Below are 19,984 nucleotides of genomic sequence, written 5' to 3'. Positions count from 1 at the left end.
ATAATATACTGTGGTCAAATAAGAAGAAAAATGTGGTCAAAACTGATCAGTTAGCTTTGCGGTTCCATAGCCCACAAAAAGAACTTTGTCCGGATCGAGGGCTTTGACTACTTCCGGCCTGTGGGTTATTATCAAAGCTGTTATGCCAGCTTCCCTTAGAATTTCACTCACCTTTTTGGCGACCCTCATGGCGGTGAGAGTGTCCAGATGAGCAGCAAATTCGTCCATTAGTAGAAGATTCGGCTTCTCCGCAAGTAAAGACGCTATCTTCGCCCTCTCCTTTTGACCAGTAGAGAGCTCACTGAACTTTGCCCTATAAAGAACGGCATCACTCAAACCAGAGCGGTTTAGGACTTCCACCGCTGCATTTAAATCCCCTATTTTTCTGTAAACATGCTCCAAAATGCTTTCATCGCCAAAGAGGGGTTCCTGTTCCCCGGGCAACAGGGCTGAGACCTTGACGTTATCCGGCACCTTAATCTCTCCACTCGTAGGTCTGTACTTCTCTTCCCAGTATCCAAGTGCTGCGCCAAGGAGAAGCCTAATGAGAGTCGTCTTTCCAGCTCCACTTGCCCCAACCACCGCAACTAACTCTCCGGGCTTGACTTCAAAGTTCAAGTTTCTCAAAACAGGCCTCTGTATTACCCTATGTCTAACTCCAAAGGCTTCCAGAAGGAACCTTATTTCCTCTGGAAGGCCCTTTATGTCCAGCTCGCTCTCAAACACCTTGCTGACGTTTTTAAACACTATCGACCCCTTCAAAGGCTCAACCTTTCCATAGCTCGGCCTCCACAGCCTTCCATCCTTAGGAGCATAGGGGTCTTCTTTGAGGAACCTTTCGATATATTCTTTTGCTTCCTCTGTTAGGGGATAGAAGAGCACGGGTCTTCCGCTTGCGGTTTCCCAGAGGAACTTAAACCCCACTTTCTCAAAAAACGGATTGAAGCGGGCCATCTGGGCTATAGTCTCGACAATGTGTTTTCTCTTTCTCATCTCGGGAATTCTTCTTTCGCTTATCCACTCGAGGGCAGCTTTAACGCTGAGCTGTCCAAGTCCATCGCTTCTGTAGTCGGGATGGACAACAACCCTCGCTATTCTGGCTCCTGCGGTGTTGCTCTCCCTCAAAGCCTGCCACTTAGCCTTTTCCCACAGCAAGTGACGTGCAATCTTTTTTGTATGCTTTTTCTTCAGTTCCTCATAGAGCTCCTTCATGATTCTCTCCGGCCAGAAAGAGGGTTTAAACCACTCCTCAGGAAAAACTTTCTCTCTTATATTCTTTTCTATTTCTCCATTGGGTAAACGACGGTGCATCAGTGGAATAGGTGGGTCAACTCTAACGTATGCCAATATTCTGGGCTCATATTCCTCCCGGTTTTCAAGCTCAAGGAGCAAAAAACGCGATGCTGGAGTGGAACCCTTAATCTCAAGGATATGAACGTCTTCACTTCCGCATACCGGGCAGGGTTGCTTCGTGTTTGCCTCGAAGATATGATTGTTCTCACACCTCCATAGGGCAACCTTCTCCTTTTGTGATGCGTAGTGATACTGCTCAAGCTCCGCTATTGCCTCAAAGTCTCTCTCATAAGTAGCTTCCCTCGCCCGGATTTTGTAAGTATAGAGAAGCTCTCCAGTCAGGGGAGAAAAGCGCTTTGCTTCGTACTCCTTTTCCCACAGGGGCCAGACCTTTATTTTGTCCCCTTCGTAAAACTTGTAGAGCTCATAATCATCAAAGTCAAGCACATTGTCTTTTTTGGGCTTGTTCTTGACGTGTATTTCCACCTCATCCCCCGTTACAAACCATTGAGCAATACCGCTCATGTAGAGCTTATATCTCTCCTCCGCTTCTACCTCAAGAATCCCAAACCACCTGTGCTTGAACCTAGGAACCTCACTGCCGACAACTTTTCCCCGGATTATCATTCAACCACCCAAGATATTTAGGCAATAGGATATTTAAGTGTTGAGCGAAACAATACGTTTAATAACGTTGAGGCATATATCTGAGCGGTGATGACTATGGAAGACCCATATATGTGGATGGAAAACTTAAACGATGAAAGAGTGATAGAATTCATAAGCGAAGAAAACGCCCGGTTTAGAGAATTTCTTGGAGACCTCCCGGATAAGTTAATTGAAGAGGTTAGGAACTACTATTACCTCCCGAACGTTGTAGAGGCACGCATAACAGATAGAGGAACGTTTGTAAGGGTAAACGAGAAGGGCAGGCAGATTATAAAAATTCTCGAAACAAACGAAGTTATAGTTGATTCCAAGAAGCTTGAAGAGGAGCTTAAGGATGAAATTCTCCTGCAAAGCTTCACTGTAGACAGAGAAGGAAAAAGATTAGCGTACAGCTTCTCAATAGGCGGGGCTGATGAGGGCATTACAAGGATAGTTGACCTAGAGAAAGGCGAGGTAATTGAAGAGATAAAACCATCACTCTGGAACATCGTTTTCCTCGATGATGGTTATTACTTCGCACGCTTCTATAGAAAGGGGAAAACACCAGACGGAGTTGATGCTCCTGCGGAGAGAATTTTCCTCAAAAAAGGCGGAGAAGAGAGAATGGTCTTTGGAGAAGGGTTAAGCTCAGGATACTTTATGAGCCTCCACAAGAGCAACTACGGTAATTATGCGTTAATAACGCTCTCACTAGGATGGAACAAGAGTGAGATTTATTTTGGCTCCCTTGAAGAGCCAGAAAAATGGGAAAAGGTGTATTCAAGCGAAGTTCCAGCATATCCAATTGACTACGTGGATGGAAGACTTTACATTTACACAAGGGAAGGAAAGGGATTCGGTAAGGTCATTGCCATTGAAAACGGGAACGTAAAAGAGGTTATCCCGGAAGGTGACTTCCCACTGGAATGGGCAATAATCGTCGGAGACAAGATTCTCGCAGGTTATCTGGTGCACGCATCTTCACTGCTGAGGGTCTTCACACTCGACGGAGAGCTTATTGAGGAGATTAAATTTGACATGCCCGGGCAGGTTCACCCCCTCGACACCGACGGAGAAAAAGCGATATTGAGGTATGAGAGCTTTACAATTCCCTACCGCCTCTACCTCTTCAAGGAAAAACTCGAACTGATAGATGAGGTCAAAGTTGAGGGCAGCTTTAAGGTGGGCGAAGACTTTGCAACCTCAAAGGACGGAACAAAGGTGCACTACTTCACCGTAAAAGGAGAAAAGGACGAAAAGAAGGCATGGGTCCTCGGATACGGTGGCTTTAACATCGCTCTGAAGCCGAGGTTCTTCCCACATGCGATACCGTTCATAAAGCGGGGCGGAACTTTCGCGATGGCGAACCTTAGAGGAGGAAGTGAATACGGCGAGGAATGGCACAGGGCTGGAATGAGGGAAAACAAACAGAACGTCTTTGACGACTTTATTGCAGTCCTCGAGAAGCTCAAAAAAGAGGGCTATAAGGTCGCCGCCTGGGGAAGAAGCAATGGTGGGCTTCTGGTTTCGGCAGTTTTAGTCCAGAGACCGGACGTTATGGACGCTGCTTTAATAGGCTACCCCGTTATAGACATGCTTCGCTTCCATAAGCTCTACATCGGAAGTGTGTGGATTCCGGAGTATGGAAATCCAGATGATCCCAAGGACAGGGAATTCCTCCTCAAGTACTCTCCTTACCACAACGTCAAACCCCAAAAGTATCCGCCGACACTGATTTACACCGGGCTACATGATGACAGGGTTCACCCGGCACATGCGCTCAAGTTCGCAAAGAAGCTCAAAGACCTCGGGGCTCCAGTTTACCTCAGGGTGGAAACAAAGAGCGGACACATGGGGGCTTCACCAGAGACGAGGATTAAAGAACTGACAGACCTGCTCGCTTTCGTTGTCAAGACATTAGGCACTAAAGTTTAGAGCCTAGGCGTTTTTGGACTCTTCTTTTATTTGTTTTTCACCTATCAGCTTCATAATCTTGCTGTGCAGCTGCTTGATTAGTTCTCGTCTATCCTCCATGAGGACAACGTCGCTCGCTCCGATTACCTCAAGGTTGAACGCAAATGGACTCGGAAGCTCGTTGTGTTCAATGATAATTTTTATCTTCCCCTCTTTCACCCAGCTCAAAAAGAGCTCCGCGTTTTCTATGTCCATTTTGTCTTCCATTATCTCGCGGTAGACCTCTCTGAGCAGAGGAAAATCGGGATAGTTCTTCTTCAAGAGCCTCAAAAGGGTTTGTGCATTCAGCTGTTGCCTGCTTAAGCTCTTCTTCCTCCCCATGTACCTCCTAAGGATGAGCAACCCCCTGTTGGCAACGTGTCTAAACCTTCTCTTCAAAAGCTCCGTGTTGTCCAATGCCCTCTTTAAAGTCTCCCTCAAGTCCTCAACCTGAAACAGTCCCTTAATTTCCTCTTCGCTTAGAGACTTTTCCTTGGGGAGTATCAGCACGAATCCGTTGTCGCTTATTGCCATTCCCACGTTTGTTCTCTTCTTCTTGCTGATAAGGTATGCAAAGACCCTGCTAATGGCTTCATTAGCCCTCCTTCCTATCAGCGTGTGGAAAAAGTACTTAACCCTTTTCTCGTCAAAGACCTCTTCAACTAAAAGAACCTCATCATCTGGAATTATAGAATACTTCTCCTGCTCCCTAAAATACCCCAAAATTGCCTTTGCGGCTTTTTCATCGATTTGATACTTTTTCATGAGGAACCTCCTAGCCCTTCTGTTGTTTAAAAGTCCTTTAACTTCTCGTCTAAACCTCTGAACGTCCAAAGCTAAGTCAAAGCTTAGTGGCAGCATCTCAGAAAACCATGCCGGAATAGTGGGCTTTGCACCTTCTTTCGGCACAACGTATATTCTATTGCCCCGTGATTTCCTGAACTCATACGTCCTGCCGGCTAAAACGAAGATATCCCCAGGCATTAACCTCTCGGCAAATTCTTCCTCAACCGTTCCTATGAAGCGCTTATCGAGAGTATAAACTTCAATTTTTGCCTCATCTGGAATAGTGCCGGTGTTCATGTAGTAGATTGCCCTCGTCATTTTCCCTCTCTTGCCGAACTTTCCTTCCTCCTCATCGAGCCAGATTTTTGCGTAAACATTCTTCTCCTCCAAGCCCGCATATTCTCCCGCAAGATAACGTAAAACGCTCATAAAGTCATCAAAACTCAGGTTGCGGTATGGATAAGCCCTTCTAACAAGGGAATATGCTTCCTTTATATCCCAGACCCTTTCAAGAGCCATGCCAAGAAGGTGCTGTGCAAGGACATCCAACGCGTTCTGGGGGATTTTTATTCTATCGAGCCTTCTATTCCTTGCGTTATGGGCTAAAACCGTACATTCCACCAAGTCATCCCTGTCCAGAACAAGAATAATTCCTTTGCTTACTTCATGCAATCTATGCCCAGCCCTTCCAATTCTTTGAAGTGCTCTGTTGACGCTCTTGGGGGAGCCTATTAAAACAACAAGATCAATGCTTCCGATATCAATGCCAAGCTCCAGAGAGGTGCTTGAAACTACCGCCTTGAGCTCCCCTCTTTTCAGTTTCTCCTCAACTTCAAGCCTAACATCCCTAGAAAGGCTTGAGTGATGTGCCTCAATTAGCTCAGCGTATTTTGGAAACTTTTTCTTGAGGTGATAGGCTACTCTTTCGGCACCGCTTCGTGTGTTTGTAAATATTAAAGTCGTCCGATGCTGCTCTATAAGCTCGTCAAGCCTTTTATACAGGGCTTCACTGAGTTCATTTGCAGATGCGTAAACAAGGTCTTCAACAACGCTCTCAACCTTAATTTCAGTCTGCTTTGCAAAGCTAACATCAACTATAATGCCCGGCCTTGGACTTCCATCATCGTTGTAGCCAAAGACGAACTTGGCAACTTCCTCAAGGGGATGAATTGTAGCACTTAGTCCAATCCTAACAAAATCTCCGGCAAGGTTTTGAAGTCTCTCGAGGCTTAAGGCCAAATGAGTGCCCCTTTTGTTCTCAGCCAGAGCGTGGACTTCATCGACGATGACATATTTAACCGTCTTAAGTTTTTGACTGAACTTGGGAGCATTTAGGGCGATTGCCAGGCTTTCAGGGGTGGTTATTAAAATATGGGGCGGCTTTTTCACCATCTTCTGCTTTTCATAGCTTGGGGTATCGCTTGTTCTCACAGCCACTCTTATCTCTGGCAGCTCATATCCAAGTTCTCTATAAACTTCCCTTATCTCACTTAACGGCTCCTCAAGGTTCCTCCTTATATCGTTGTTCAAAGCCCTCAGCGGAGAAACGTAGAGAACGTAAATCTGATCTTCCAGCTTACCCTCTTTTCCAAGGAGGACAAGCTCGTTTATTGCGGCAAGAAAAGCCGATAGGGTTTTTCCACTACCTGTTGGGGAGGATATAAGAACATTTTCTCCCTTGTGAATTTCAACAACCGCGTATCTCTGAGGGGGAGTAAAAGTTCCAAACTTACGCCTAAACCACTCGCCGATAGGCCTGTCAAGGATTGCGTATATTTCCTCATCGCTGTATTCCCTGCTCGCAAACCTTATCATAGCCCTCGATAATCCTTTATAGCCGGACTTTAAAAGTTTTGATACGATTTTCGAACAGAATCATTTAAAGATCCAGAACTAAATTCCAACAGGGAGAGTCATGGAGAAGCTTAAAAAAGCCATTGAGGAATTTAACAGACTTCATGGAAGCGAAGCCCAGGCCAAGATAATAGAGATAAGAGACGATGAAGCGATAATTGAGTTTAAAGGCTATTTCTGCAAGACCTGTGGGCTTTTTGATTACTTTGAGGACATCAAATGGGAGGCTATGGAGTTTGAACTAAAAGTGGAGCCGGTTGAGGTCATTGAGGAGGAAGAAGATTTTGAAAAGGGAAGGTATGTGGTAAAATATAAAATTCACGCCAGAGAGGCGAGTGAATAAAGGAAGAGCACAAAGAAGACCAGCCCAGAGAAGTAAGCGACTGAGTGCGGAATGTTAAGGTGAAAGCTCCCATGCTGCCTCTTTGCCTTCAAATACATCGCTGTTGGCAGTATGCCTGCATAGAGAATTCCTCCAAAAGTTCCTGCCAGCCATAGGGCATTTACAAAGCTCTTAAGACCGGCAAAGTATATCAGCAAAGGTGGAAACACTGTTAATGCCCATGCATAAGACCTGTTCATCCGCAGGACATCTTTCATATTGTCCATCTCTGAGAGCGCCACACCTATATAGCTCGTGCATATTGCTGCAAGAGGCAATACAAGGCCCAGAATTCTGCCCAGACTTCCGTATAACCTCTCAAGTGCAGTTGTTGCGAGTTCAGGCGTATCTGCACCAAAGGCCCCTACAAATGAAAGAGCAAAGAAAGCGTAAAAAACCATTGGGACTAGGTAGCCTATAAATACTGCTTTTGTTGTTGTTTTCACGTCTTCAAGCCCTTTAAGGAGCTCAGGGATTACCATGTGGCTGACATAAGCAAAAATCACAACTCCCAATCCGTGTGAACTACCCCGTCCTTTCGGGCGGGGCTTCCTGCTTCATAAGGAAGACTTACCCCGTGATGACTGCCTCAAAAGGCACGACACGGGGTAAAGGTCTTCCCTCCACAGGCAATCCGGGTCGTCCCAACCCTTCATCCAAACCCCTTCTCAATATGTTGAAGGAAGCGTTCAAATCTCTATCCATCACCAGCCCACACTTCGGACAGTGAAAAACTCTCTCCGAAAGAGGCAATTCCTCCACAACGAACCCACAACGGGAGCAAGTCCTCGAAGTGTAAGCTGGCTCAACAAAAACAACCCTCCGACCAGCTCTCTCAGCCTTGTCGGGGAGTGTCCTAATGAAAGCACCAAGAGAGGAATCGAGCAAACGACGGTTGAGACTTCTATGACCGTTCTCAACCATATTCTTCGCTTTTAATTTCTCCACGACGATAATGTCGTAATTCCTGACGTAGTAGAGGGCGAGCTTATGGAGAAAATCATTTCGCTGGTTCGTTAGCTTTTCATAAGCTTTAGCTAATTTTATCCTCTCCTTCTCCCAGTTCTTCGAACCTTTTTGCTTCCTTGAGAGCCTTCTCTGTATCTTCTTAATCCTTTCGAGGGATTTCTCAAGGAACAGAGGGTTTTCAAAAGCGTTGCCGTCGCTATCAACGACGAAATTAGCCACCCCCAAATCAATTCCAACTGCTCTACCCGTTTTAGGTAGTGGTTCTGGTTCTTCCTCAACCTGAAAGATAGCATACCATTTTCCACTCTTCGTCCGTTTTATGATTACTCCTTTAATCCTGCCCTTAATTTTCCTGTGGAGCTTTATGGGAACTTCTCCAATTTTGGAAAGGTGCAGTCTCTTCCTCCCTTCATCGAGCTTGAACCCGCTTTGATTGTAGTTCAGAGTCTTCCAGCTATTCGGCGAGGTTTTGTATCTTAGCTTTCCTATCTTATGCCCGTTCTTTTTTAGAACCTTCAGGACGGTCAGGTTGTTCCAGAGTTGGTGGTTCACCATTTGGAGAACTTTAGAGTAGACTTCCTTGAGTTCTGGCTTTTCCTTCTTCAGCTCGACGATTAGCCTTTGGGTGTCGGTTCTCCTGAGTGAAGGGTCTTCCCGTATTGCCCTCAATAACTCGTTGTAGAGCCAGCTACAGAGTTTCATATGTTAGAGCATCCTTTCCTGTTGTGCTTTTGAGGGATAGATTCTGAAGCGGTAGGAACGCATCAACTTTCCTCACCCTGACTCTCAACGTAGGCTTTGAGAACGTCGAGGGTCACTTGCCCAGATGTTGCGAGGAAGTATAAGGGCGACCAGAAAGCGTTTCTCCAGAGTTTTTCCTTCACTTCCGGGAAGTTCCTGCGTATTTCCCGTGATGTGATTGTCTTTAGGGCGTTGATGTATTTTGGTATGTTGAGGGTGGGTTTTGCCTTGAAGAGGATGTGAACGTGGTCTTGGTCTGTCTCGATAGCGAGAACTTCTACCTCGTGGGTCTCCGATATTTCGTGGATTTTCTGTTTAAGAAAGTCTATTATCCTGTCGTTGGTGAAGACTTTTCTGCGGTATTTTACGACTAAAATGAGGTGGTAGTAGAGTGAATAGACTGAGTGTGCTCCTTTATCGAGTTTGTATTTAATAGTTATCCCAAATTTTGTGTAACTATGAAAGTATTTAAGGGTTTCGGGCTTTCATCCCCTTCCGATAGGGAGGGGACTTCCCGCCCGAATGTGTTAAAAGACATGGATCGCCGTTGCTTTAAAGCTTAGGTAAACCTCTTTTCCCTCTTCAATCCCCATCTCTACAAGAGAAGAGCGGGTTATAAAAGCTCTAAGCTCAATTCCACCAATATCAAGGGTTAGTCTCACTAGAGAGCCCAGATCTTCAACCGCTAACACCTTAGCTTTGAACTCGTTTCTTGCAGAGGTTTTTATGGGCCCATTGGATATAACGATGTCCTCCGGCCTTATTCCAACTCTCAGCTTCCCTTTAAACTCTCCAGGTAGCTCTATTGAAATTCCGTTCGCCCTTAATATCTTCCCTTCCGCAATCCCCTCTATTATGTTTTCAAACCCAAGAAACCTCGCGACTTCTTCATTTTTAGGCTTGGAAAAGACTTCTCTAACTTCTCCGGTTTGGATCAATTTTCCGTTCAGCATTACACCAACTCTATCCCCTAAACTGACAGCCTCTTCAAAAGAATGCGTTACGTGTAAAGCCGTGAAGCTAAGCTCCCTTCTCCAGCGTTTCATCTCTTGAATGAGCTTAGCCCTAGTTTGAACGTCCAGATTCGCAAAAGGCTCATCAAGAAGTATAAGCCTTGGCTCCAGTACTAAAGCCCTCGCAATGGCAACCCTTTGAGCTTCACCACCGCTCAGCGTTTTTGGTTTTCTGTGCAAAAGATGTGAGATTTCAAGAATCTCTGCAATCTCCCTAATCCTCTTATTGATTTCATTTTTTGGAATTTTTCTGAGCTTCAACCCGTAGGCTATGTTGTCGTAAACTTTCATATGAGGAAAGAGAGCGTAGTTTTGAGGAATGTAAGCTAAGTCCCTCTTCTCCGGTGGAAGAAAAGTTATCTCCTTTCCATCCATAAAGATTTTTCCAGAATCTGGTGTAAAGATGCCAGCGATGAGCTCAAGGAGAAGGGTCTTTCCAGCACCACTAGGGCCCAAAATTATGAAGTACTCCCCTTTCTTAACCTCAAAATTGACATCTCTAATTCTGAACTCTTTCCAGTCTTTGGAGATGGATTTAACTTCAAGCATACCGTTACCCCACCATTTTGTCGAGGAATCCTCTTAGACCGGACTCTTCAAGAAGCTCCTCTATGAGTTCTGGCTTTGCTCTGATGAGTTCTTCAATGAATTTTCTGTAAAGTCCGGACATTGCGTCCCCGTCATAATCTTTGGCAATAGCCAGAACGTGCATCACGTCTTTTGGCTTGAGCTTTCTCTGGGCGTCTTCTTTAAGCTGTTCCAAAGAACGTTCAAACTCAGACAATGTGCCCGCCTTTTCCACAAGTGCAGTGAGTAAAAGCTCAAGCTCTCTCTTTTCCTCGATGTTCGGATTATCCACGCCCACATTACCAAGACCAAAAGGTACAACTCTGATACCGCCAACCAGAAGGATACCCTCCCCGTTTTCTTCAAAATTTAAAGAACGGAGGACACTTTTGACCCAATTAAAGACGTTATGTTCTGTGTCAATATCCCGTACAACACCCACAATTCTGGGCCTGAAGTCTTCATCCCAGTAAGCATCAAGGGTAGTCAGAACACCCCTAAGAGCCTTTGGCAATTTGTCTCGCCCTCCAACATGAAACAGAACCACTACCCGCCCGTTTTTTACTATGCATACTGGCTTGGACAAACTGTCCCGATTCCCGTTAGGATAATTTTTCCCGATCTTAATCTTGCCATAGAGCTCTTTGGGGGCTTCTTGAAATCCATACATCCTCTTGAGGATGGGAACAAAAAAGCTGATATCGGTTGGACCCTCCAAGAGAAGTACCCTAACATTCCATTGCTCCTGCATAGCTCATCCCCTCAAGTCCAGCCCTAGAATTTCCCTGAGTTCCCTAGCCTTTTCAAAAGGTTCAACTTTCGCATTAATTTTTTCACCCTCACGTTTCATGTAAATTAACTTTCCATCAAGTCCATTTTCAGCCCCATATTCTATGAGTATGTCAATCAGCTCAAGGCTGTGAGTCGTTAAAAATACCTGGACTTTGTTTTCTTTTACCCCCTTGATAATAGTTTTAGCCATGACTTTCAAAGACGCTGGGTGATGAAAAGCTTCTGCTGAGTCAATGAGGAGGTACCCGCTCTTTAAAAGTGACGAGAGAAAGGCTATGATCATAGCATTTTTGAATCCCTCTCCCATCAGATAGTAGGGATAAACCCCATGTCTCGTTTCGACGTGGAGTATCCATTTATTTGCCTTAAATAGTGGACTGAAGCCTTCAACCTCTGGATACGCTTCTTTGAGAACCTTCACGCTGTTCTTCACGACCTTTCTTTCATATGCAAAGGAGTAAAGACTCTCAACGTATCCAAACTTGCGGAGGGTTAAAGGAGTGATAAACTCAAAATTCAGCCCAGGTTCGAACTTTGCTGAAAGGAGGAATGAAGACAACACATTAGGATCAACGAGATTGGATACCGGAAATCTAGCTTTTAATTTTGGCGCTCTCAGATTGAATCCCCTCAACTCAACATAGAGGTCAGGCAGTAGTGCGTTATGACTTTTCTCCTTTTTTAATGTAAGCTGCCATGAACTTTTCTGCTCAACATAAAGGTCAGGCAGTAATGCATTATGACCTTTCTGCACTGCCGCAATTTCCGCAGATTGCGCTTTCTTATAGAACAAGTCCTCCACCGTTTGAGGCCCGTACCATCCTCTCCATATCAAAACCTCTTGAAGAATGTCTTTAAACGCCTGAGCTCCTTCTGGAGCACTCAAAAAGAGAGACAACGCTTCAAGAACACTTGATTTACCCGCATTGTTTTTACCAGCAATTATATTGATCTGTCCAAGGTTTTCAAGCTTCAGGTTTTTGATTCCCCTGAAATTTTTAACTTCAAGAGAGGTTATCATAAGGCATCCCTTTAAGTATTTGATTCAATTCACTTAAAGCTTTATCCTCAAGCATTTCTCGACCTCCCTACAATCCACCTTAGAACAACGAAGATGCTCAAGCTCAGCAGTACAAGGATAACGGAAATCGGCCTTGAAGCCCTCAACCCATAGTTGTTAAAGTACTCCATGACCAGAACCTGCGCAGTTTTTGGGTAATATGCAACGATTAGGATTGCTCCCACTTCGCTTATCGCCCTCGCCCACGTCATTATGGCACCGCTCAGAATAGAGGGCATTGCAATTGGGAGGGAAACCGTGAGGAATGCCTTTAACTTACTCGCCCCCAAGGTTCTTGCCACATGCTCAAGCTTCTCATCTACCGCCAAAAACCCGTCTCTGGCAGCGTTGATTGTGAAAGGTGCAGAGACAAAAAGCATTGCCATTATTATTCCGAGATAGCTGTCCAGAATTTTGTTTGAAAATGTCACAAGAAGCATTATGCCAACAACGGAGTGTGGGATGACTATTGGGACGTCAACAACCGCCTGGACAAAACTCTTCCCCACAAAATCCTTCCTTGCGAGCACATAACCAAGGGGGACTCCAAAAAGGAGGGAAATCAGCATTGCAGCCGTGGAAGTTAGGAAAGAATTTTTAAGGGCTTCCAAAACAAGGCCATCGTGGAGCGTCTCTACTAGCATCTCCCAGTCGAAAAGTTGCTTCCCTATGATAACGGCTAACGGAAGGAGGATGTACAGAACAAGGAACGTGCCGAGCAGAGCGAAAAACCATGTTACGTAATCCCTCATACCCTCACCTCTGAAGAAAAAGATAAAAAGTTTAGCCCTCTACCTCCACTCCATCTTTGATCTCCTCTGGAATGTTTCCAAATCCAACAGGTGGCCATATGAAATCCTGATGGTTCTTCTCAAAGATTTCCCTGCCCTTCTCACTAAGCAAGAACTTCAGGTACTCGAGGGCAAGCTCCCTGTTGGGAGCATCTTTTAGAACTGTGACCCCATAAACAATCGGCTTTGCTTTGATGGTTTTCCCTGTTGAGCCCAGTGTTATTGAAACCTGCCCGTAGTGCTCTGCCAAGGCAAAATCCTTCAGATTGATTTCTTTGGGCAGTTCAACGAATCTCAAGTTATGCTGCATTGCAACGCTTTTGTAGATGAAATAGTAGTCCAGACTACCGCTCTCCACCAAGCCAGTTAAGTCCGTTTCCTTTGGCCTTATAACAACTTTGTCCGTCTTAATTTGGATTTCCTTTGGGGCAACTATGTGGTTTCCTTCGGCATATATGTTGGTGTTCCTCTCCACCAGAGTCTCAAAAATCGGCTTTCCATAATAGATATCGGCAAGCTTCATCACCATAAGGCTTCTGTAGCCACAGGGATCCTGATTGGGGTCGCTGAATCCAAAGGAAACCTCCTCTCTCGCCAGAATTTCGTACCAGTTGTTGGAGTTGATTTCATCAGCGTATCTGCTCTTATCGGTGAATGCTATGACTATCTCATTGGTCGCAAAAAGGACGTAAAAGTCCGTATAGTTGGGCACCAGCAACTGAGGGATTAGGGTATAATCCGCAAGGGCAACAATATCGGCTTTTTTCCCCAAGTCTGTGACCTTTCTAACGGCCATAACACTTCCACTAGCCTCTGCTTGAATTTCCACATCATAGCCAAGGGTTTTAGCATATTCCCTGAAAGCCTCGCTGACGTCTTTTAAGGGCTCACTCAGAGAGCCAGCATGGAAAATCTTCAAAGTTGATTTTTGGAGTTCCGTTTGTCCTGATAGAGGAGCAATGCTTTCCTTCGTTCCAGTGTCCTTAACTCCATTATCCCCAATGCAGCCGCTGGCAATTATCGCAAAGAGGAGAACCCCCACAAGGATCAATGATGCCCGTTTCATCAAACCACCAGAAGAATACTCCACTTTAAACATTTAAACATTTTGAGCAAACAGATGTGTTAAAGTTAAGCCAGTTTGCTTACTCCAGAAGGATTTTATACTTAGCTATCCTAAACTTTTAAAGGTGAGAAAATGAGAATGGTGCTTATTGACGGGGAGCACTATCCAGATGTAACGGCTTGGGCTATTAAGCAGCTCAAGGACGTATGTTGTGCCGTGTTTTTGGGAGGTACGGAAAAGATAGGAGATATTAAGTCTCTTGAGAAAAAAATAGGTGTCAAGCTGTATTCTGGTGAGGACTATCTTATTGAGATAGAGCGAGCTATCAAAGAGAACAAAATTGAAGAAGTTATTGATTTGAGCGACGAACCAGTGGTGAACTATGAGGACAGGTTTAGAATAGCGGCAGTGCTCCTAAAGCATGGAATAAAATACAGGGGCGCTGATTTTGAGTTCTCCCCCAAGAAGATGTTAAAAATAAGCAAACCGAGCATAACAATACTCGGAACCGGCAAAAGAGTTGGAAAAACAGCGGTAAGTGGTTTTGTTGCAAGAACTCTAAAACAAATCGCAAAGCCCATAATAGTAACAATGGGCAGGGGAGGGCCGGAAGAGCCGGAGATAATTGAGGGAGATAAGATAGAGATAACTCCCGAGTTTCTGGTAAAAATTGCGGAGTCAGGCAAGCATGCTGCTTCTGACCATTTTGAAGACGCCCTAACCGCTAGAGTTTTAACCATTGGATGCAGAAGATGTGGGGGCGGAATGGCAGGCTTCAGCTTTTTTGACATAGTTGACAAGGGAGTAAAGCTTGCGGAAAAGCTTGAAGGGGATATCGTGATACTCGAGGGAAGTGGCGCAACTTTTCCCGCGGTTAAGGCAGACAAATACATAACCGTCGTTGGTGCAACTCAGAGGATTGAGTTCATAAGGAGCTATTTCGGTCCGTTTAGAGTGGGATTGGCGGACTTAATCGTGGTTACACTTGCCGATATGGTAAGCAAAGAGAAGCTTCAAGAGCTCCAGAGAGTTTTGAAATACATAAACCCAAAAGCAGATATACATCTAACGGCCTTCAAGCCGAGGCCTCTGGGAGATGTGAGGGGCAAAAAAGCCCTTCTTGTCATGACCGCACCTCCAGAAGGGCTTGAGAAGGCGGCAAAGCATCTTGAAGAAAACTATGGAGTGGAGATAGTTGGAAAAAGCCCGAACCTATCAAACAGAGCAAAACTGAGGGAGGATCTAAAGCGCTTTGATGATTACGATACGGTTATAGTGGAGCTTAAGGCAGCGGCTGTGGATGTGGTTACAAAGGAAGTCCTCCAGCGCGGAAAAGAAATAATTTACCTTGACAACGAGCCGGTGAATATGGACGGTAAGGACTTGAAGGAAGCGATTCTGAAAATCGGAAGAGAACTCAGAGGGGATGTCAGATGATAATCGTCGTTGACCCTGAGAAAAACACCAAGCTGCCCTTTTCAAGAGGCATCCTGACAAGGTCAATAACCTCAGCTGGTGTTGACGTTGGAGTTGCCTACTCAATAGCTGCGGAGATAGTAAAGGAACTCGAGAGAAAAAAGACAAAGATCATTACCAAAGAGGACATCCGAAAGATGACCTATAAGAAGCTCCTGGATCATGGACTAAAAGACGCCGCCAGAAGGTACCTTTTCTGGCATGAGCTCAGAAAGCTGAAGTACCCGATGATAATCCTCCTTGGAGGAGCAACAGGGGTTGGAAAATCCACGTTAGCAACAGAGCTGGCCTTTAGGCTTGGAATAAGAACCATACTAGGGACTGATACCGTCAGAGAGGTAATGAGGAAGATAATAAGCAAAGAGCTCCTACCATCGATCCACACTTCCTCGTTTTTAGCATGGAAAGAGCTCAGAAACTTGCCAAAAGACGTGGATCCCCTAATATACGGATTTGAGAGTCAAGTTCGGTATGTAACCGTAGGAATTAACGCAGTTGTAGAGCGTTCATACAAGGAGGGTTTCAACACGATAATAGAGGGAATTCACCTAGTTCCGGGTTATGTAAGCCTGAACGACAGAAGCTTTATGTATCTCATAACTGTAAAAAACCTTGAGGCACTTGAAGCAAGGTTCTATGAAAGGGCCCGTTACAGCCTCAGGCCGGCAGAATACTACGTAAAAAACATAGACAACATAATGCGCATCCAAGAGTATTTAATCGAAAAAGCAAAAGAACATGGAATTCCAATTATAGAGAACGTCGAGCTCGAACAGTCTGTAAATGCAATAATGAACAATCTCATGGAAGAGATACCAAAACGGCTTAAAGAAAGAGGCATTGAGCTTTCAATTTAAGGACAAAACTCTTTTATCTTTTTGAGTCCAATTAATGTTGAGAGCTTTTACGGTGATTCCCATGGATGAAAATGCACCTATTAAAGTTTATATGACGAAGAAGCTCATAGGGGTGAGACCTGAGGATAGTGTCCAAGAGGCGTGCAAAGTGATGATGGATTTTGACATCGGTTCTCTTGTGGTTGTTGATGAAAACGACAGCGTAGTGGGCTTCTTTACAAAAAGCGATGTTATAAGAAGGGTAATCGTTCCCGGTCTGCCCTACACAACACCCGTGAAGGAGATTATGACAAAAGAACTCATCACTGTAGACGCCAACACTCCCCTAAAAGAAGTTTTGAAAATTATGGCGGCAAAGAGGATAAAACACATACTGATCAGAGAAGAAGGAAAAGTAGTGGGGATTTTTACGCTGAGCGATCTGCTTGAGGCAAGCAGAAGAAAGCTCGAAACGTCGATAGCGGCAGAGTGATGGAAATGAAAATAGCTCACATAAGCGACACCCACATAACCAGCGGTGAAGCCTACAAGGGGTACGCCTACGATTTAATAGCCAACGAAATCAACACGCTCGACTATGATATAGTTGTTCACACGGGGGACGTGACAAATGAAGGGTTGAAAGAAGAATACGAGAGAGCAAGCTATGAGTTGAAAAAAATCCAGAAGCCCCTAATAGTTGTTCCCGGAAACCATGATGCAAGAAACGTCGGCTATGAGCTATTTGAGAAGTATATAGGGCCGCTAAATGGCGTTTATGAGAAGGACGACCTCGTCATTATATGGGTTGATTCCACGATACCGGACCTAAGCGATGGAAGGATAGGCGGATACAAGTTCCAGTGGCTTAAAGAAAAGCTGGAGGAGTATTCCCACAAAAAGTTCAAGATTGTTGCCTCCCACCACCATTTAGTCCCTCTACCAGACACGGGGAGGGAAAGGAACGTCTTGTTCAATGCTGGAGATGTTTTAGACTTGCTTTTAAAGCATGAAGTCAACCTCTATATCTGCGGCCACAAACACGTACCCAACATCTACAAAGTTGAAGGGCTTGTTGTGGCAAATGCCGGCTGTACCTCCTGCAGAAAGACCAGAAAAGGCGACGTAAACAGCTACAACATAATTAAAATCAAGGAAGATGGAAAAATCTCGGTAAGCATAAAGCGAGTGACGGGAGAAATCGCAAGAAGGGAATTCAAAATCAAAAAGCAGAGGATTTTCGTTCCAAAGAAAAGAAGGCTGCTAAGAATCGTCCAGATGAGCGAGAGTAATGTATCAGACAGGGTTTATTTCAGGGAGAGAATTTTGAAAAACGCAATTAAAGCCATCAACGAAAAATATAAGCCCGACTTAGTTATCCACTGCGGAGACGTGGTAGATGTTGGAACAGAGCGTTATTATGCAAAGGCCTACGAGTTCTGGGAAAAAATTAAGCCGGAGAAGATTATAGTGCCGGGCCACAACGACATCACTTACCTCGGCTACGAGCTCTTCAGAGAATATTTTGGAGAACCAAAAATTCTGGAAATGGACAGTTTTGCCTTCATCCCGATAATCTCAGCCCAATATGAGACTCCTATAGGTGTGGTTGGAAGAATAGGTCAGAAGATTTTGAAGCAGCATCTGAGAGAGCACGAAGATAAGTTTAAGGTTGTTGTAATGCACCACAATATAATTCCGATACCCAGAAGCAGAGAGATAGGATTTCTGGAAGATGGTGGCAACGTTTTGAAAATACTGACAGAAGAAAAGGCAGAGTTAGTTTTAACCGGTCACGGTGGCAATACGCTTGGAATAAAAGTTGAGGAAACCCCAATAATAAACGCAGGCTCGATAAGCTGGGAGCTCCATAGAAACCCATTTGGAAACTCCTTCAACTTAATAGACATCTATGAAGACATGATAGCGGCATTTGAAATACAGGCGACTTGGGGCTCAAGAAAACTTCTCGGGATATGGAAAATAAAAACAAAAGTGCCGTGGGCTTAGCCGAAGAAGGCACCCATCATGTCCATCTGCTCTTCAGAGAAGCCCTTAACTTTGAACTCGGGCATTTTGGCAATAAGCTCTTTGTATTTTTTCTCGTCTATTTTTTTAACATCACTACCTTTCACATGAAACGCCCTTATTGTATCTTCTGACCTATAAGCAACAAGGAATTCCTCACTCTCTATGTTTTCGAAGTTCACGAATATGGCATTTCCACCGGTGTAGGGCTTCTTACACTTGAAGGGGAAGCTCGCAGAGTTCAACATTGCATCTCCAAGGGCAAAGTTAGCCTTTTTACCGTTTATTTCAGTCCAAAACGGCTTTCCCTCAAAGTCCCCTTCAACAACTACGAGAGTCTTCTGTCCATCAAACTCTATAACCGGTGCGCCCTTCTTTTCAAGTATGTCAAAGAGCTCCTCGATTGTTTCGGCATCCTTCAAACTTGCAACAAATCCTTCAACTTTCATTTCAAATCCTCCATTTCTCCTTTCAAAAAGGAGTTTATAACTATTCCTCTTCTTCTATGAACTCTCCTTCCTCCCCTTTTTCATTGGAAAGCTCCCTCAGGCGATCAATTCCTGAACCTACAGCTATTAATATGTCCCCCTCTTCGATTTTCTCGTCCTTGGAGGGGTTATAAATGTATTTCCCTCCCCGCTTTATCGCTATCACTCTCACACCCACTTTAGTCGGAAGCTTGAGCTGTTTGAGGGATTGTCCTATTAGTATTGATCCCCTGTTAACCTTTATGCGCCCTATTTCTTCATCAACATCGTGCATTATTTTCCTTATTATGGGGTGTGGCTCAACGTCCCTGAGAACAAGATCGGCTATTTCATAGGCAGAATCGCTTATCTGCTCGTTTATTGTGGCCATCTCAATTATACTTAAGAGTGTCTCGGGATTTTCTTCATGCTTAGCGGCCCTCAAAGCAAGCTTTTTCACCTTTAACGTAAGCTCGTCCATTTTTTCTTCTAGGATATAAACCTCATCAGCTATGTCCTCGCTGTCGTACATGACGGCGGAAAAAGCAAGGTCAACCATTAGCGAAGAGAGGTTTTTCATCTCTATGAGACAATCCTTTATCTCTTCAAGCTCTTTCATCGCCAACCACCCTGATAATTCCTCTTGCAATCTCTTTAAGGTGTTCAACAGAAGTGTGAGTTCCCCGTCCTATCAAAATGTCTTCCGGCTTTATCTTGAAGTCCTTATCAGGGGCAAAAATCCATCTTTTACCTCTCTTTACCGCTATTATCCAGACACCGGTATTCGTGGCTAAATTAAGCTCCCCAAGTGTCTTTCCCACAATAACGGAGTCTGCAGAAACAGGAATCTTTGCTATTACCTCCTCACTTTCCATAATTGCTTCTGAAATTACAGGATGGAGCTCAACCCCTTCAAGAACCATTTTTGCAAGGTCTCCGGCGGCATTTGAGATGTCCTCTATCGAATTAGCCATTTGCAGAATGGAGGTTATTTGTTCCGCCTCTTTTGGATTTCTCGCTGCCAAAACAGCGTGAGTCATCAAATGATAGTTAAGAAGATCCATTCTCTCCTCGAGATCGAGCACTTCCTCGGCTATCTCTTTATCCCCGAAGAGGATTGCTGTGTAAGCAAGATCAACCATGAGCTCGACGATGTTTTTCATCTCAATGAAAATTTCTTTAACGCTCTTAGGCTGATACTCAAACTCCTCAAATTCTTCCATCCCTTTGTCCTCCCGTTTTTATCTCACATACCATTTTCT

19 protein-coding genes are annotated in these 19,984 nt (G+C 44.6%); 6 read left to right on the top strand and 13 right to left on the bottom strand.

Annotation, left to right across the window (positions count from 1 at the left end; translation table 11 throughout):
* Positions 1-36 precede the first annotated feature (36 nt).
* Positions 37-1,920 (bottom strand): GNAT family N-acetyltransferase, encoded by a 1,884-nt coding sequence (locus tag THEPK_RS04765; protein ID WP_042698962.1) that lies wholly within the window; start codon positions 1,918-1,920, stop codon positions 37-39.
* Positions 1,921-2,016: 96 nt separating this feature from the next.
* Here THEPK_RS04765 and THEPK_RS04760 point away from each other — a divergent pair, with 96 nt between their 5' ends.
* A complete protein-coding gene (locus THEPK_RS04760; RefSeq protein WP_042698959.1) occupies positions 2,017-3,876 on the top strand; it encodes a prolyl oligopeptidase family serine peptidase in 1,860 nt (619 codons plus the stop codon).
* Positions 3,877-3,879: 3 nt separating this feature from the next.
* On the opposite strand, the gene THEPK_RS04755 is transcribed toward THEPK_RS04760, so the two are convergent.
* A complete protein-coding gene (locus tag THEPK_RS04755; protein ID WP_042698957.1) occupies positions 3,880-6,495 on the bottom strand; it encodes an ATP-dependent helicase in 2,616 nt (871 codons plus the stop codon).
* A gap of 100 nt (positions 6,496-6,595) precedes the next feature.
* Between THEPK_RS04755 and THEPK_RS04750 the strand changes: the two genes are divergently transcribed.
* Positions 6,596-6,877, top strand: a complete 282-nt coding sequence (locus THEPK_RS04750; RefSeq protein ID WP_042698954.1) for a hypothetical protein — start codon at positions 6,596-6,598, stop codon at positions 6,875-6,877.
* Here the strand turns inward: THEPK_RS04750 and THEPK_RS04745 are convergent.
* The 8 genes from THEPK_RS04745 to wtpA all read right to left on the bottom strand — a co-directional run bounded on the left by THEPK_RS04745 (position 6,853) and on the right by wtpA (position 13,915).
* Positions 6,853-7,422 (bottom strand): aromatic amino acid transport family protein, encoded by a 570-nt coding sequence (locus THEPK_RS04745; protein WP_232194536.1) that lies wholly within the window; start codon positions 7,420-7,422, stop codon positions 6,853-6,855. The two genes, THEPK_RS04750 and THEPK_RS04745, sit on opposite strands and share 25 nt — an antisense overlap.
* A gap of 64 nt (positions 7,423-7,486) precedes the next feature.
* Complete coding sequence (locus THEPK_RS04740) at positions 7,487-8,587, bottom strand: RNA-guided endonuclease InsQ/TnpB family protein (protein WP_232194535.1); 1,101 nt, start codon at positions 8,585-8,587, stop codon at positions 7,487-7,489.
* A gap of 62 nt (positions 8,588-8,649) precedes the next feature.
* On the bottom strand, positions 8,650-9,060 hold the full coding sequence (gene tnpA, locus THEPK_RS12570; protein WP_083965032.1) for an IS200/IS605 family transposase: 411 nt from the start codon (positions 9,058-9,060) through the stop codon (positions 8,650-8,652).
* 93 nt (positions 9,061-9,153) lie between these two features.
* Positions 9,154-10,188, bottom strand: coding sequence for a tungstate ABC transporter ATP-binding protein WtpC (wtpC, locus tag THEPK_RS04735; protein WP_042698951.1), 1,035 nt, complete (start codon positions 10,186-10,188; stop codon positions 9,154-9,156).
* A 4-nt stretch (positions 10,189-10,192) separates the two neighbouring features.
* Positions 10,193-10,957, bottom strand: coding sequence for a DUF3226 domain-containing protein (locus tag THEPK_RS04730; RefSeq protein ID WP_042698948.1), 765 nt, complete (start codon positions 10,955-10,957; stop codon positions 10,193-10,195).
* Positions 10,958-10,960: 3 nt separating this feature from the next.
* The gene (locus tag THEPK_RS04725) at positions 10,961-12,019 is read right to left on the bottom strand and encodes an AAA family ATPase (RefSeq protein WP_042698945.1); all 1,059 of its coding nucleotides are present in this window, start codon (positions 12,017-12,019) and stop codon (positions 10,961-10,963) included.
* A gap of 47 nt (positions 12,020-12,066) precedes the next feature.
* Positions 12,067-12,810 carry a tungstate ABC transporter permease WtpB gene (gene wtpB / locus THEPK_RS04720; RefSeq protein WP_042698943.1) on the bottom strand — a complete coding sequence of 248 codons (744 nt, stop codon included), beginning with the start codon at positions 12,808-12,810 and terminating at the stop codon, positions 12,067-12,069.
* A gap of 31 nt (positions 12,811-12,841) precedes the next feature.
* Complete coding sequence (gene wtpA, locus THEPK_RS04715) at positions 12,842-13,915, bottom strand: tungstate ABC transporter substrate-binding protein WtpA (protein WP_042698941.1); 1,074 nt, start codon at positions 13,913-13,915, stop codon at positions 12,842-12,844.
* Between the two features lie 132 nt (positions 13,916-14,047).
* Here wtpA and THEPK_RS04710 point away from each other — a divergent pair, with 132 nt between their 5' ends.
* The 4 genes from THEPK_RS04710 to THEPK_RS04695 all read left to right on the top strand — a co-directional run bounded on the left by THEPK_RS04710 (position 14,048) and on the right by THEPK_RS04695 (position 18,237).
* Positions 14,048-15,352 carry a 2,3-phosphoglycerate synthetase gene (locus tag THEPK_RS04710; protein WP_042698939.1) on the top strand — a complete coding sequence of 435 codons (1,305 nt, stop codon included), beginning with the start codon at positions 14,048-14,050 and terminating at the stop codon, positions 15,350-15,352.
* Complete coding sequence (locus tag THEPK_RS04705) at positions 15,349-16,248, top strand: 2-phosphoglycerate kinase (RefSeq protein WP_042698937.1); 900 nt, start codon at positions 15,349-15,351, stop codon at positions 16,246-16,248. The genes THEPK_RS04710 and THEPK_RS04705 overlap by 4 nt, the downstream gene beginning before the upstream one ends.
* Positions 16,249-16,309: 61 nt before the next feature.
* Positions 16,310-16,720, top strand: coding sequence for a CBS domain-containing protein (locus THEPK_RS04700; RefSeq protein WP_042698934.1), 411 nt, complete (start codon positions 16,310-16,312; stop codon positions 16,718-16,720).
* Between the two features lie 5 nt (positions 16,721-16,725).
* Complete coding sequence (locus THEPK_RS04695) at positions 16,726-18,237, top strand: metallophosphoesterase family protein (protein ID WP_042698931.1); 1,512 nt, start codon at positions 16,726-16,728, stop codon at positions 18,235-18,237.
* On the opposite strand, the gene THEPK_RS04690 is transcribed toward THEPK_RS04695, so the two are convergent.
* The 3 genes from THEPK_RS04690 to THEPK_RS04680 are packed head-to-tail and all read right to left on the bottom strand — an operon-like array spanning position 18,234 to position 19,945.
* Entirely contained in the window at positions 18,234-18,704 is a 471-nt protein-coding gene (locus THEPK_RS04690; RefSeq protein ID WP_042698928.1) for a hypothetical protein, read from the bottom strand. The genes THEPK_RS04695 and THEPK_RS04690 overlap by 4 nt on opposite strands.
* Positions 18,705-18,744: 40 nt before the next feature.
* The gene (locus THEPK_RS04685) at positions 18,745-19,341 is read right to left on the bottom strand and encodes a potassium channel family protein (protein ID WP_042698925.1); all 597 of its coding nucleotides are present in this window, start codon (positions 19,339-19,341) and stop codon (positions 18,745-18,747) included.
* Positions 19,328-19,945 (bottom strand): potassium channel family protein, encoded by a 618-nt coding sequence (locus THEPK_RS04680; protein ID WP_042698922.1) that lies wholly within the window; start codon positions 19,943-19,945, stop codon positions 19,328-19,330. The genes THEPK_RS04685 and THEPK_RS04680 overlap by 14 nt, the downstream gene beginning before the upstream one ends.
* Between the last annotated feature and the right edge of the window lie 39 nt (positions 19,946-19,984).

The sequence above is a fragment of the Thermococcus sp. PK genome, from assembly GCF_000430485.1.
Taxonomy (GTDB): Archaea; Methanobacteriota_B; Thermococci; order Thermococcales; family Thermococcaceae; genus Thermococcus_A; species Thermococcus_A bergensis.
The sequence above is the reverse complement of the archived record's forward strand: the minus strand, read 5'-3'. Positions and strand labels throughout refer to the sequence as shown.